Annotated in this window: 8 protein-coding genes; 4 read left to right on the forward strand and 4 right to left on the reverse strand. The window is 53.5% G+C overall.

Annotated features, from left to right (window positions below; all coding sequences use genetic code 11):
* Positions 1-4 precede the first annotated feature (4 nt).
* Together KOR42_RS11565 and KOR42_RS11570 are read right to left on the reverse strand one after the other, a co-directional pair.
* On the reverse strand, positions 5-2,446 hold the full coding sequence (locus KOR42_RS11565; protein WP_146509835.1) for a vWA domain-containing protein: 2,442 nt from the start codon (positions 2,444-2,446) through the stop codon (positions 5-7).
* 319 nt (positions 2,447-2,765) lie between these two features.
* Positions 2,766-4,136 carry a hypothetical protein gene (locus tag KOR42_RS11570; RefSeq protein WP_146509836.1) on the reverse strand — a complete coding sequence of 457 codons (1,371 nt, stop codon included), beginning with the start codon at positions 4,134-4,136 and terminating at the stop codon, positions 2,766-2,768.
* A gap of 369 nt (positions 4,137-4,505) precedes the next feature.
* Here KOR42_RS11570 and KOR42_RS11575 point away from each other — a divergent pair, with 369 nt between their 5' ends.
* Positions 4,506-5,333 carry a sugar phosphate isomerase/epimerase family protein gene (locus KOR42_RS11575; RefSeq protein WP_146509837.1) on the forward strand — a complete coding sequence of 276 codons (828 nt, stop codon included), beginning with the start codon at positions 4,506-4,508 and terminating at the stop codon, positions 5,331-5,333.
* A 66-nt stretch (positions 5,334-5,399) separates the two neighbouring features.
* Here the strand turns inward: KOR42_RS11575 and KOR42_RS11580 are convergent, their stop codons facing one another.
* The gene (locus KOR42_RS11580) at positions 5,400-7,370 is read right to left on the reverse strand and encodes a YjhG/YagF family D-xylonate dehydratase (protein ID WP_146509838.1); all 1,971 of its coding nucleotides are present in this window, start codon (positions 7,368-7,370) and stop codon (positions 5,400-5,402) included.
* Between the two features lie 311 nt (positions 7,371-7,681).
* Between KOR42_RS11580 and KOR42_RS11585 the strand changes: the two genes are divergently transcribed.
* Positions 7,682-9,832: a PSD1 and planctomycete cytochrome C domain-containing protein gene (locus KOR42_RS11585; protein WP_146509839.1), complete on the forward strand. Its 2,151-nt coding sequence runs from the start codon at positions 7,682-7,684 to the stop codon at positions 9,830-9,832.
* Between the two features lie 23 nt (positions 9,833-9,855).
* Entirely contained in the window at positions 9,856-11,274 is a 1,419-nt protein-coding gene (locus KOR42_RS11590; RefSeq protein WP_197441076.1) for a DUF1501 domain-containing protein, read from the forward strand.
* A 146-nt stretch (positions 11,275-11,420) separates the two neighbouring features.
* Here KOR42_RS11590 and KOR42_RS11595 read toward each other — a convergent pair whose 3' ends face one another.
* Positions 11,421-12,704 (reverse strand): outer membrane protein assembly factor BamB family protein, encoded by a 1,284-nt coding sequence (locus KOR42_RS11595; RefSeq protein ID WP_146509840.1) that lies wholly within the window; start codon positions 12,702-12,704, stop codon positions 11,421-11,423.
* A gap of 791 nt (positions 12,705-13,495) precedes the next feature.
* Here KOR42_RS11595 and KOR42_RS11600 point away from each other — a divergent pair.
* Complete coding sequence (locus tag KOR42_RS11600) at positions 13,496-14,296, forward strand: class I SAM-dependent methyltransferase (RefSeq protein WP_146509841.1); 801 nt, start codon at positions 13,496-13,498, stop codon at positions 14,294-14,296.
* The last annotated feature ends 88 nt before the right edge of the window (positions 14,297-14,384 follow it).

Raw genomic sequence — 14,384 nt, forward strand, 5'->3', positions numbered from 1 at the left:
GTGATCAGGCAAGACGAAGTAATTTTCTTGTCAGCCATTCTGCGGACAAGAGAGCGGCCAACAGGACCATCAACCACTTCCGATCCCAGACTTCCTGGATCTTCTGATCAATCGTCACGGACTCGCTTCTGTTTGGCAAACGCAAGGCAACAGCCTCTGCTGCCTGTTCGATTGGGAAATAATCTCCACCGGTTCCTTCAACGAGTTGTCTGAGAATTCCAATCTCTTGAACGAACGAGGCGGCTTCTTGCCGGGGGAAGAGCACATCAATCTCCTGAGAGATGCGTTCATTGGAATCTGGCACATCATACTCAAAGCGATACCGTCCGGGCTGAAGTGGTCGATAATCTCCGACGAATTCCGACGGTCGGACACGATCTTTCGTGAGTGTCGGCCCCGGAAGAATCGGTCGATCTTTGGGACCATATAGATCAAGAGAAATCGAATCCGCGACGAGCGGCTCAAATTCGGGAGTGAGAGATCGTAACCGCAAAGGGACCGACTGGCCCAGATCAAACTCTCGACCATCGAGGATGAAGAAGCTTCGTTGTAGTCCCCTCTTCGACCGCCCTTCGGCAGCTTTCCGAACCGCCTTGATCCAGAAACGTTCGAAGTAGCTTTCATCGATGGCACGCAAACGCCACATCTCGGGGCTTCCCAGATACAGGACATTCCCCTGTCCAAACCGCTGACTGGCGATCAGGATCGGTTGTCCTCCTGGCCCGCGCGCCAGCGGGTCGGTGAACTCTGCGAAGACCGTCGTTCCTGCCTTTGCTCCCACAGTGGGGTAGGTTCGAAAGACACCGGGGAACTCTTCCCATGGCGACGATTCACCGTCTTCGTCGACTTTCAGGAATTCAGCAACCTGTCCCTCTTGAGTCAATCCGACAGGAAACGGAGTGGTGGCGACTTCGGTGTTTCCGAGTCGAAGGCTCACTTCCTCGAGCAAAACGGGATACAACTTTTTGATCTGCGAGAGGTCATCACTGGCCGCCAGTTCCGATGTGTGCACATCCCCAGCGACGACGAAAACCCCTCCGCCTTCGTTCGAAACCCACTCGTTGAGCAACTCCTGCTGCTCCGCCGAAAGCTGCGACCAGTCAGGGTCGAACGCCAGCAAGACGTCGTACTCATACATCGTTTCCTTGTCTTCAGGAAAACGAAAGAGCAGTCGATTGGATTCCTGGCTGATCCCAACCGTTCCCGTCTGGAGCCAGACATCGACAAGAATCGAAGGATGCCGATGAAGAACATTTTTGGAGAACCGATAGTCACGCATCGGTCCGCCCGCCACAACGAGCACTCTCAACGGACGATCGTAGAGGCTGACCGTGCGGCTGAGTTGATTGTCTTCATCGCGAATTTCCTGCCCTTCTTGCAACTTGGCCCGGAGTGTGTATTCGTATTCACCGGCGTCGTTCGGCTTGAGATCGAAGCGAATCTCAGTCGGCGCTGCGTCCGTTGACATTGTCGTGGTTTCAGTGAGAACGACGATCGGTTCGGGATCGTTGGGTCCCTGCTGGAGAAGTTCCACCTGAACGGAATCTCCGGAAACGCCCTGCCCGTTGAGGATTGCGGAGAACTCGAAAGAGTCGCCCTTCTGAACGTCCGTTGGCGCGATCACTCGGACAACTTCCAGGTTTCGCGGTTCCTCAGTTCCTCCCACGCCGACTGCGACGAGCCGCACTTGCTCAGCGATGGCTCGCTCGCGGGGGATCGAAACGTCCTTGCCTGCGTTCACGGCCCCGTCGGAAACGACAACAATTCCCGAAAGAGTCGCTCCTCCTGCTTCGACGAGCATTTGGTCAACGGCATCTCCCAAGCGGGTCAGATGCCCCTCCGGAGCTAAGACCTTCGACCAGTCGAATTCAACATCCGACTCACTTGAGGAATTTGAATCCGACGCCGACGCATTCGTCTGCTGCGATGAAGAGTCATCACCTTCCGATTGCTGCGGAAGACGCACGAGCAATTCGCTCACGTTGTCCTGAAACGTGTAGACGTCCACAATATGATCCGTCCGCAGCTGATCGATGAGCGGAGAATCTTCGAGGAGAGTTTTGACCACTTCTGCCCGCGTTGTGCTCGGAGCGGAAGATGTTCCGGGGTCGTTGCCGGCGGGTTGCTGCATCGATGTCGACGTGTCGACGAGCAGAATGACACGAGAACTTCGAAACGCACTCGTTTGCGTTCTGACATGTGGATTCAAAGCAATGACAATTGCGATCGCCAGAAACGCGAGGCGAAATCCACCGAGCAGCGTTTTCCAGAACCACGGAAGTCGTGACGTATCTTTGCGAACAAAGAAGAACGTGGCGATGACAGCCATTCCAATCAAGATGAATGGCAACCACTCCCACCATAAATATGGCCAGTCAAACTCCAGATTGGACGTTGTCGACGACGTTCCGGACTGGCCCAACAATAATGACGGCGAAAAATTCAATTGACAGGACTTACTAGTAAAGGTGTCATCCATTCCATGCCCTGCGGATCACCGGACGAGATTTCTCCCGCTGGCAGGGGCTTCTGGAAATTGTAGCAGTCTGACCACACTCGTCGACAGGGACTGGTTGAACCGCCACAGATTTTCGATCTCTCCCAAACAGATCCACTTCCTCCGCGATCACGGAAAATTTTCAATAAAAAAAGATCGGTCACCCGAAGGCAACCGATCTATCTGGCTTCTCTCAGCGTTTTTCAGCTTCTCTTGGGGTCAGTGCGAGAACTTCTCCCTCCTGACGCTGAGAGAACGTCAAACTCACTTAGTGGACGCTGTCGCAAGTGTCGCAAGGAGCGGCACAAGCTGGTCCGGCAACATCGCAAGCGTCACAAGGATCGTTGCAGACAGGAACCTGTCGGCAGACAGTCTTTGGAACACAGCGAGTCTTGGTCACGCTGACCTGTCGTGGAATTCGCTTCACGTTTGTGACATAGCGAGTTTCGCAAACTGTTCGTGGAACACAGTAAGGAACTTTTCGTGTGCGTGTTTCACAAACGTATGAGCAAGTCGTGTAAGGAACCTTTTTGGTTCGTGTTTCACATCGGTAGGTGCAGGTGGTGTAAGGAACCTTACGGCAAACTTTTTCACAGGTGTAGGTGCAGGTGGTGTAAGGAACCTGCTTGCATTCGCGAACCATGCAGCATGTTGTGTAAGGAACCTGTCGAGTGCGAGTTTCGCAGCGGTAGGTGCAAGTTGTGTAAGGAACTTGCTTGGTTTCGCAAACTGGAGTTCGAACACAGACAGTGTAAGGAACTTTGCAGGTCTTGACTTCTGGAACCATGCGGGTGCATGTCACTGTTTTGTTCACAGTTTTTGGGCACCAGACTTTTCGGCAAATCGTTCGTGGTGGATCTTGGACCATCACGCGTCGAGTTTGACCTGGCTTGTAAACGCAGCAGCATGAATTTTCGTCGTAGCAGAAAGTGCCTGGGTCCTGAACGCACTTCTCGTAGCATTCCCCGGGAACAGTTTCGGTGACTGTTTTCCACTCACCGCACTGAACAGGAACACATTTCGTCGTGGTCACAGGTCGGAACACTGTCTGGCAGATATCGCGGTAGCAAGTCTTGTAGTCAACTTTGCAGCTTCGAACACAAACATTGCGGTAGCAAGTTTTGTATTGAGGAATCCGAACCGTGTAGCACTGATTGCGGTAGCATGTCTTGTAGACAGGTCGGCAGTAGCTGACGGTTCGATAGCAGGTTTTGTAGACAGGCTTGCGAATCGTCTGCGTCACGCAGCGGTAGCAAGTCTTGTACTGAGGAACCCGCACGGTGTAGCACTGAGTCCGGTAGCAAGTCTTGTAAACAGGCTTGCGGACTGTGTAGCACTCGTCACGGTAGTGAGTGTCGTAGACAACTCGCTGACACGTCACAGGTGTCTTTTCAACGCAGGTGTCGTAAACAGTCACGCATTCGTTGTACGTTTCCGTACACATGATTGTTTCGCGGACAGTCTTGTACGATGGCCCGCAATTCACGCGTGCATTGCAGTAGTCGCCCATCGTTCCGCATGTGTCCAACGGGCAACAACGGAAGCGACCACTTCCGCAGAACAGCCCAGCTTCTGTTTCAGCAGCACTTGCCATTGCCATGCAGGCAGCAAGTAGCGGCACCCATAAGTTGTGTCTCATGACTCCGGTCCTCTTCAACTAACCCCAACTCTCTGGACGCTCCAACAGCGACCACTAGTCAGGGTTTCGGCGCATCCATCTCCCGCACTTCACGCAATCGGAACGTCTTCCCCACTCTCGCAGGTCTTCGCGACCACTAACCTTGTGCAACCGCAACGACACGTGAATGCGTTGTTCTCACTACGTTGGGAATCAACGTCAGGATGTGTCAGAATGGATCGACCGGTAGAACCCGCACGCTTGACACTCGATCACTCGGTCGACACATGATGTGGAACTATCGCCTCAGGAATCCGGCAACCCCCTCAAGGTTGTTACCCCTTTACTACCTTCCCAAAGACCACCAATCGCTAAAGAGAGAATTGGTTCATGAAGTTTGCCATTTGCCAAGAGTTGTTCGAAGGCTGGAGTTGGAAGAAACAGTGTGAGTTTGCAGCTTCTGTCGGTTATACCGGAATGGAAGTCGCTCCTTTCACGTTGGGCTCGAATGTTCAGGAAATCACTTCAGATCAACGCCAGGAACTGGTTCGCGTCGCAGCAGACAACGGACTCGAGATCATCGGGCTGCACTGGCTTCTCGCGAAAACAGAGGGCCTCCACCTGACGACAGCCGATTCCGATGTCCGCAAAGCGACGAGCGACTATCTCATCGAACTCGGCGACTTGTGCGGCGATCTCGACGGAAAGGTGATGGTCTTCGGCTCACCGTTTCAACGGAATCTCGAAGAAGGAACAGACTCACCGCAGGCATTCGACCGCGCTGTCGACGTCTTCAAATCGGCAATGCCACGAATTGCAGATCGGGGCGTTCACCTTCTGATGGAACCTCTGACAACGAAAGAGACCGATTTCATCAACACCTGTGATCAAGCTGCCGAACTGATCGCAGCTGTCGATCATCCCAACTTTGCCCTGCACCAAGATGTGAAAGCGATGCTGGGAGAAGGAACGCCCCTCCCCGAACTGATTCACAAACACCGGGCAATCACACGACACTTTCACGTCAACGACAGCAACCTGCTCGGCCCAGGAATGGGAGAAACGGACTACCACCCGATTTTCGAAGCACTGCTCGAATCAGGATACGACGGCTGGGTCTCCGTCGAAGTCTTCGACTACTCCCCCGGCGCAGAAAAGATCACCCAAGAGAGCATCGACTACATGCGCCAAATCCTGTTCGACCTTGAAAGCAAGTAGAACGATAGACTTCGCTACGAATCGTCTCCTGGTGAGATATTCTTCTCAAACAGATTATCGAGTCGGTTAACGCGTTGATCCCAGCAAAGCGTTTTCGATGGCGTTCACGTCGTAGACGCAGCCGCCCCAGGTTCCTCCGCTGGCTTGTTGCAGAAGAGCCCACATGCGCGTTTCGTCCGGCAGGTCTGGATCGGCGTGCAGTGGATTTGTCACAGGGCGCTCAGCCAGGATCTTTGCACCGGCCTGAGGATCGACGCGTTCGTCTTCCGTTCCGACGAAGTTGATTGTGCCGGTTAGCTCTCCGCAATCGATCACGATTTCGATGAGGTCACCATCCTGAAGCTTGGCGATCGGTCCACCTGCCAGTGCTTCGGGGCCGACGTGGCCAATGCAGGCGCCGGTTGAGACTCCGGAAAAGCGAGCATCCGTGACCACTGCCACATGTTTCCCCCATGGAAGGAACTTGAGGGCGGAAGTAATTTGATAGGTCTCTTCCATCCCAGACCCCAAAGGTCCACGGCACATCAGGACCAGGACATCGCCCGCTTCGACTTTGCGGTCGCCTTGCCCTTTCACAGCCCGGATTGCTTCCCGTTCTGAGGTAAAGACCTTCGCCGGGCCGAGTTTTCGATAAACTCCGTCCGAATCGACAACACTCGAATCGATGGCTGTGCTCTTGATTACTGATCCTTCAGGAGCAATGTTTCCGACCGGAAACGTGACCGTACTCGTCATTCCCCGCTGCCTGGCTGCTTCGGGAGAAAGGATGACATCGTCCGGATTGACTCCGTCTTTCTCCATCAGCATGTTGCGAAACTGTGTTCGTCGATCGGAAGATTCCCACCACTCGAGGACTTCTCTCAATGTGATGCCCGCGGGCGTCATGACATCCAGCTTGAGAAGGTTAAGTTCCCGCAGATGCAACATGACTTCGGGAACACCGCCCGCCAGAAAGACTCGAACGGTCGGATGACCGACGGGTCCGTTTGGAAGAACATCGACAAGTCGCGGCGTCTGCCGATTAATGCGATTCCAATCGGAAACAACCGGGCGTTCGAGCCCCCCTTCGAATGCGATTGCCGGAATGTGCAGCAACAAATTGGTCGAGCCTCCAAATGCTGCGTGAACGACCATCGCGTTGTGCAGAGCATCGGGAGTCAGAATATCTTTGACGGTCTTTCCCTCCGCGATCATGTTGACCAGTGCTTGGGCCGATCGCGTCGCTGCGTCGACCCAAACGGGTTGTCCACTCGGCGCGAGTGCAGTGTGCGGAAGAGACAACCCCAACGCTTCGGAGACAACCTGAGACGTCGCAGCGGTTCCGAGGAACTGGCATCCTCCCCCAGCTGATCCACATGCTTTGCAACCCATCTCCGCTGCGGTGCGAAGATCAATCTCTCCATGCGCGAACCGGGCTCCAATCGTTTGAACCTTGCCAGCATCTTCTCCTTCCGTGGGAGGCAATGTCACTCCGCCGGGAACGATGACACATGGCAGATGATGCTGGGCAGCAATCGCCATCATCGCAGCTGGAAGTCCCTTATCACACGTGGCGACACCAATCACGCCCTTGCGAGTGGGAAGCGATCGAATGAGCCGTTTCATCACGACAGCTGCATCGTTGCGATAAGCGAGGCTGTCCATCATCGCAGTCGTTCCTTGTGAACGACCATCACACGGGTCGGAGACATACGCTGCGAACGGAAGACACTCGTTGCGGCTCAGTTCTTCCGCAGCTTCCCGCATCAACAGACCAACTTCCCAGTGACCGGTGTGATACCCCAACGCGATCGGACGACCGTCCTCAGCCCGGATTCCCCCCATTGTACTCAAGATGAGAACCTGATCACGAAGCAGCTGGTTCGGGTCCCAACCCATCCCGGCATTTTGCGTCATCCCGAACAGGTCCCCACTCGGCAAATCAAGCAGCATTTGATCATTGAGTGGAAGTTCCCCTTTTGGACCTGGGCCATGTGTTGTCAGGCTGAAAAGATCGGGATGAGAACCGTCGAGGAGTTGTTTTGCGTCGAAAGCCATAGTGTTTCCGAAAGTCAGTATCGAACGACTGAAGTCTACTCTGAGGTGAGGAATTCGCTCTGATGAACGCGATGTCATTGCTTTCAGTTCATCTTAGCGATTCCGGAATGAGTTCCGTATTCAACCTGCTCTCCTTTCTTTGTTGGCTCAACTGATGACCGGATCGCAACGAATCTAACAGCCTTGATCAGGGAATTTCCTCTCGGCTCGCAATGCTTCCAATCGACAATCGACCATAAATCACGTATCGTTGATGCATCGCCCGCCTTGTATCCCCCGTTTACCCCAATCCTCCTGCGGTGAGCCTTCCGATGCTTCTCACCTGTAAAACGCCTCTCAATCGTTTCTGCTCGCTTCTCCTGACAGCAGTTGCCACTCTCTCGCTTGTCTCTTCAGGCAATTTGCTCGCAGACGAAAAGGTCGAATTTTTCGAAAGCAAAATCCGGCCCGCCCTGATTGAGCACTGCTACCGATGCCATTCGCAAGAATACAGCGAAGCGAAGGGCGGCCTGACTGTTGACACGCGCAATGGAATTCGACGCGGAGGAGATTCGGGCCCGGCAGTTGTCCCGGGGAAAACTGACGAGAGCCTCCTTGTCGAAGCGATCAACTACGAATCCTTCGAGATGCCTCCCAAGTCAAAGCTTCCTCCGGAAACCATCGCCCATTTCGAGAAATGGATCGCGATGGGTGCTCCCGACCCGCGCGACGAGACAGTCGATCCCATCGTCGCACGCAAAGCCGCAGAAATTGATTGGGAGGAAGCCCGCCAACACTGGTCATTTCAATCACCACAACAGACGACCGTTCCTGACGAAACCGAAAACCGGATTGACTACTTCGTCGACAAAAGACTGGCCGAAGAAGACATCCAACCCAACAGACCCGCCGACGACAAAACACTCCTCAGGCGGCTTTACTTTGACTTGATTGGCTTACCGCCGACGATTGAGGAATCGCAGGAATTCTTCGAACTCGCCAAAGTTGATCGTAATCAGGCACTCAGAACAACTGTCAATAAATTGCTCAACTCTCCCCGATTCGGAGAGCACTGGGCGACTCTCTGGCTCGATATCTCAAGATACGCCGAAGACCAGGCACACATCGTCGGCAACAATAAAGCACTCTTCTTTCCGAATGCGTACCGCTATCGAGACTGGGTCATTCAGGCGTTCAACCTCGATCTGCCGTATGATCAATTCATCAAACTACAACTCGCTGCAGATCTTCTCACTCCGGAAGATGTCAGCGATGATGCCGCCCTCGGATTTATTGGACTCGGACCGAAGTATTACCGTCGATCTTCTCCGGAAGTCATGGCGGACGAATGGGAAGACCGCGTCGATGTCGTCAGCCGTGGCCTGTTGGGACTGACCGTCGCGTGTGCCCGGTGTCACGACCACAAATTCGATCCGATTCCAACCGAAGATTACTACGCGCTGGCCGGTGTGTTCGCCAGTACAGAAATGTGGAACCGACCAATCGACGAGGCGGCCGAAGTCAAAAAAGATGGCCATGCAGAAGACCCCGAACAAGCCCTCCACATCATCCGGGACAAAAACGTTCACGACCTGAATGTCTTGATTCGCGGCGACATCAACACGAAAGGAGAGATTGTTCCCCGACGATATCTGCAAGTTCTCTCCGAAGGAACACCACAACCCTACACACAGGGAAGTGGACGACTGGAACTGGCCGATCAGATCGCCTCTCTCGACAACCCGCTGACAGCCCGTGTGATCGTCAATCGTATTTGGGCTGCCTATTTCGGAGCCCCGCTTGTTTCGACGCCGAGCAACTTTGGTCATCTGGGGACATCCCCTTCTCATCCCCAACTGTTGGATGACCTCGCGTTCCGATTCATGGAAAACGGCTGGTCGCTGAAGTGGCTGCACAATGAAATTGTCACCTCGAACGCTTACCAGCGCTCCAGCGATCTCAACGAGAAAGCGATGGCTGCGGATGAAGCGAACATCAATCTTTGGAGGATGAACCGGCAGCGAATGACCGTCGAGCAATGGCGCGATGCGGTTCTTTCAGCAACCGGTCAACTCGAAAGCGCCATTGGTGGTCCGTCGATGGAACCCGATTCGCTCGAGGAATTGCGACGCACCGTTTACAGCGTTCGAAGCCGCTTCGAACTCAATCCGCTGTTGGCGATGTTCGACTTCCCCGATCCAAACGCGCACTCCGCCCGACGAGTCGAAACAACAACCCCGCTCCAGAAACTGTTCGTCCTCAACAGCCCGTTTATGGTTGCTCAAGCGGACAAGTTTCAACAGCGAATTCTCAACAGCGCAGAGACTGAAGAAGAGCAAATTGACCTGGCTTACCAGATCCTCTTCCATCGGAAACCAGAGCCCGACGAAAAAGACCTCGCGCAGAAGTTCCTGGCCACCGCAGACTGGACACAATTCGCGCAGGTGTTGCTGGCATCAAACGAATTTCTGATCATCGACTGACATCACTCATCGAGAAGACACCCATGTTCGATTCATTCACTCAGCCTGTATCGCGACGTGAGATGCTTAAGAAGTCCGCGACAGGGTTTGGCTCGGTCGGTCTGATTGGAGCTTTGCAGCAATCCGGAAGCCTCGGAACAGCCTCAGCCGGAACCGTTTCACAGCTTGACGTTCTGCCGAAAGCGAAACGTGTCATCTTTCTGTTTATGAACGGGGCCCCGTCTCACGTCGACACATTCGACCCCAAACCCGCGCTGGAAAAACACGCTGGCCAACAACCCTCCGGTAAGCTCTACAAGCCATCGAAGGGAAGCGGATTCATGCCGTCCCCATTCAAATTTGCGGCGCACGGCAAAAACGGCGTCGTTATGAGCGAACTCTTCCCGCACATGGCGCAATGTGCTGATGACCTCTGCGTCATCCGCTCCATGCACACGGATGTCCCCAATCACGAACCGGGACTCCTTATGATGCATTGCGGAAATCTCCAGCCAATCCGCCCCTGCCTCGGCTCGTGGATGTCGTACGGATTAGGCAGCGAAAACCAGAACCTGCCGTCGTTCGTTGCTCTCTGTCCCGGCAGACCTGTTGTCGGTCCGCAACTCTGGTCGAGTTCGTTTCTCCCCGGGGAACATCAAGGAGTCGCCGTCGACACGAACAACCTCGATGTCGAAAAACTCATCGCCAACATTCAACACCCTTCCTTAACTCGAAAAGAACAGCGAACGCAACTCGATCTGCTTCTCGAATTAAATCGTCGCCACGCACAGCAGAGACAAAACGAAGCGGTCTTAAATGAACATATCCAGGCGATGGAACTCGCCTATCAAATGCAAAGCGAAGCTTCTCAAGCTTTCGACATCAGTCTTGAGTCCGAAGAAACTCGCCGCATGTATGGAGAAACTCCGTTCGGACAAAGCTGTTTACTTGCAAGACGACTCTGTGAACGAGGCGTCCGATTTACCCAGGTTTACTACGTCACTAAAAACGGCAAACAACCCTGGGATACACATACAAGAAATAATCAGAAGCACCGCGAACTTTGTGCGGACAGCGACAAAGCCACCGCCGCCCTGCTCGCCGATCTAAAAGTGCGTGGGTTACTCGAAGACACACTCGTCGTCTGGACGGGCGAATTCGGCCGCACGCCCTACTCGCAAATGGATAAAAAAGAAGACCTCGAAAAAGCAGGTCGCGACCATCATCACACAGCATTCACAACGTTGCTCGCTGGCGGCGGAGTGAAAGGCGGATTCACTTACGGAAAGACAGACGAAGTCGGGATGGATGCCGTCGAGAACCGCGTTCACGTCCACGACCTCCACGCCACAATCCTCCATCTCCTGGGCCTCGACCACGAAAAGCTCACCTACCGCTACTCGGGCCGCGACTTCCGACTGACCGACGTCCATGGCTCAGTCGTCAACGACATCATCGCTTAGAACATTTTCTGATTTTGTGTGCACGATCTCGCACGAGCAAGCACAGCCTTTTAACTTATGAAACATTGCAAGCGAGTGCACAGGAAAGAGCACCTTGCTCTATGAGCGGACGCTCCACAGACTCGCATCAAGCAACTCGGACTGAATCAGCGACTCAAATCCACGCGCACGATCTCTTTGTCGTTTCGAGCGAAGACACTTTTCATCGCGAACGCAGGATGAGACCAGATCGTCATTCGCCGCTGCACTTTTCGCGTCGGTTCGACCAGCAGCGCTCTCGAGTGCTCGGTGTACCCGTCGGCTCCGAGAGAAGCGACAATCAATTCGCCCTGCTCGTTGTGAATAAAGAAACGATCTTCATGCGGGATCAGAAACGCGTTCCACCACCGCCCGTCGCCTGTCGCCTCACGTGTCTCCCACAGCCTCTCACCAGTCCCAGCATCTAACCCGCGAAGCTGACCATAGCTGTCGACTCCAAAAATCAAATCATCCTCAAACCATGGTGTCGAGATAATCGAATGCAGCTTGTCAGTCTTAATCTCGCTGTCGCTTTCACCTCGCCAAAGCACCTTGGCATTCGAGCCATCTTCAGCGACTTCGATCATCAACGGCCCATTATAAAACGCTGTAACAAAGACTCTTTGCCCGTGCTGGCGCGCCATCGGAGCAGTTAACCCGGAACGCACAGCGAACGGAACCTCCCAGACGACTTCTCCTGTTTCGGGACGAAGAGCACTAATCGCCTTCGGGTGCCATTGAATTAAAAGTCGATGCCCATTGAAGTCGTGAATCACTGGCGGGCTGTAACCAATAGCCGGATCATCCAGTGCTCTCCAGATCACCTCACCGGAGTACTTATTGAAACTGATCACCAGACCATCCTTCGCCCCGACCAGAGTGATCAGTTGATCTCCATCGACAAGAGGACTCGCTGCCATCCCCCACGTTGGCAACCTGACTCCGAAGTCCTTCTGAAAATCCCGACTCCAAATCACGTCGCCAGTGCTGACATTCAAACACAAAAAATTCCCGACAGCCCCGATTGTGTAAACTCGATCCCCATCGACAACTGGAGTCGCTCGCGGTCCAGCCGGATAGCTGATGTCGTACAGACACGGATACTCGTGCTTCCAGAGCATCTCTCCTGTCTCTGCGTCCAGAGCCAGAATCCGCTCCGTTCCGTTCGTCCCAGCCCCATGGATTCGATCGGTAACGAAAACGCGTCCATCTGCAACCGCCGGACCCGAATACCCTTCCTCAATGGGCGTCGACCAGACACGTGGAAGCAATCCCGCCGGCAGCGACTCGACAATCCCCGACTCTCGCCACACAGCATCACGCTGCGGACCTCCCCACTGCGGCCAGTCATCACCAACCCCCGTAGAAACAAGAATCGACAAAGAAACAAGAAACACAAACAATGAGACCATTGCGATTCCGCTTACTGAGATCTGACGGATGGAAAGAATCAAACATCGAGTATGCCAGAAGACCCTCGACGAAATCCACTCACAGCACAGAATTGGCCGAACACCGTCGATGCATCCTGGCTCCTCGACGACGCATTTATGACACGGAAAGACTTGATCCGACATCCACAACCACCGTCACTTTTGGACCAGCCATTAATCGCTGAATTTCCATGCCCTGCCTGCCCTTACATTTCACCCAAACCCACATAGAACCACGATCCAAGAGCGTGGCCAGCGATCAATTTTCATGTGTTCTCATCAATTCATCTTGTATTCGCTCAACCGATCGATTAATCCTGACTTATGCGCCTGTCGTGTTTATTGTTTTTCACAGTATCACGGGCCACAGGTTCAAAACGGGTTACAGGTTCAAAACGGGTTACGGGTTCATCACGGGTTACGGGAGATCGCGCTCTCGAGTTTCTTAATTGAGTCTTGCGTTGAATTGAACGCGATTATTCTCTGTCTCGCGGAATTTCAAACTGTTGCAATCGTGCCCTGCACACGACTGTTTCGATGGAGGTTTGCGTCAAGCTGAAGGCTTGTTGTGATTCTCAGTCGTAACGAAATGGGTCCTCTAATTCGTTGGCACAACGCGACCGATGTCTGTCTCATCAATCTGACAAGACATTTGATCGCGTCACTGAAACTCACGGGTATTGGACTGTCACCTCACGAAAATGACAGCCAGAAGTTTCCATAGTCAACACGATTCACCTTAGCTCTTAGCAACGCGAAGGAAGCGGGCAATGCCGAATTACAGAATCTACCCAGAACAAGCTGCGACCGGGATCTACAGAGACGCTCTAAAAGCCGAGCTTCTCTCCCACTATGAAGAATCTGAGCTGGGCACGTACCCGCTCAGTCATCCTGTCGTCACTTCATACAAAGCTCGCGTCCTTGGTGCGGAAACTCCCGCCTCCGATTTCGCTGACTGGACCCTGCCCATTATCAAAGAGTTCGGACCACGGGAAAAGTGTCTCAGCCTCGGATCGGGAGTCGGTCAAGTTGAACGATACATGATCAATAACGGATTCACCGAATCGTTCGACTCAATCGAGCTCAATCCTGAACATGTCAGAGCCACGATTCATCGAGACGATCGCGTTGGTGCAATCGTCGGTGACTTGAACTTCGTCAACCTGCCCGAGAATCACTACGATTTTATTCTCTGCCACTCGATACTGCACCATCTGATTAACCTCGAGCATGTCCTGGAGCAAGTCAACAATGCGTTGACTCCTGGCGGAATCTGCCTGATCTACGGTAAGCGCCGTTTGGAGTGCATGTTGACTTGGGTTGTATTCTTTGGGGTTTCTGGTTTTGGAATTCCTGGGGGATGGTGTCTTGTCGCGTGTGGGTTATTCTCGAGTGCAGTGGGTCGAGTGGATTGGAATCATTTCGATCATCTCCCACTGAAGGTCAGTCAGGTCACTTGGGTACGCTTTTCGAATCGCCTCGGACACCGTGCACTCCTTTGCGTTGATGAACCGCAAAGTGTGAACAAAACCAGACTTTCACAAAACCTCAGTTTCCGGATAGCCTCTTAGTTAGTTGACATTCATCAATTCGCTTTTGAATCCACAACTCGAAGAGTAGAACGTGCTGCGAATGAAACACGTAACAACAGTCGACAGA

The organism is Thalassoglobus neptunius, from assembly GCF_007859735.1.
GTDB lineage: Bacteria > Planctomycetota > Planctomycetia > Planctomycetales > Planctomycetaceae > Thalassoglobus > Thalassoglobus neptunius.

Bases quoted from the DNA above. Each gene is read 5' to 3' on its own strand.
- KOR42_RS11570 (WP_146509836.1), bottom strand. From the start codon at position 4,136: ATGAGACACAACTTATGGGTGCCGCTACTTGCTGCCTGCATGGCAATG.
- KOR42_RS11575 (WP_146509837.1), top strand. From the start codon at position 4,506: ATGAAGTTTGCCATTTGCCAAGAGTTGTTCGAAGGCTGGAGTTGGAAG.
- KOR42_RS11580 (WP_146509838.1), bottom strand. From the start codon at position 7,370: ATGGCTTTCGACGCAAAACAACTCCTCGACGGTTCTCATCCCGATCTT.
- KOR42_RS11585 (WP_146509839.1), top strand. From the start codon at position 7,682: ATGCTTCTCACCTGTAAAACGCCTCTCAATCGTTTCTGCTCGCTTCTC.
- KOR42_RS11590 (WP_197441076.1), top strand. From the start codon at position 9,856: ATGTTCGATTCATTCACTCAGCCTGTATCGCGACGTGAGATGCTTAAG.
- KOR42_RS11595 (WP_146509840.1), bottom strand. From the start codon at position 12,704: ATGGTCTCATTGTTTGTGTTTCTTGTTTCTTTGTCGATTCTTGTTTCT.
- KOR42_RS11600 (WP_146509841.1), top strand. From the start codon at position 13,496: ATGCCGAATTACAGAATCTACCCAGAACAAGCTGCGACCGGGATCTAC.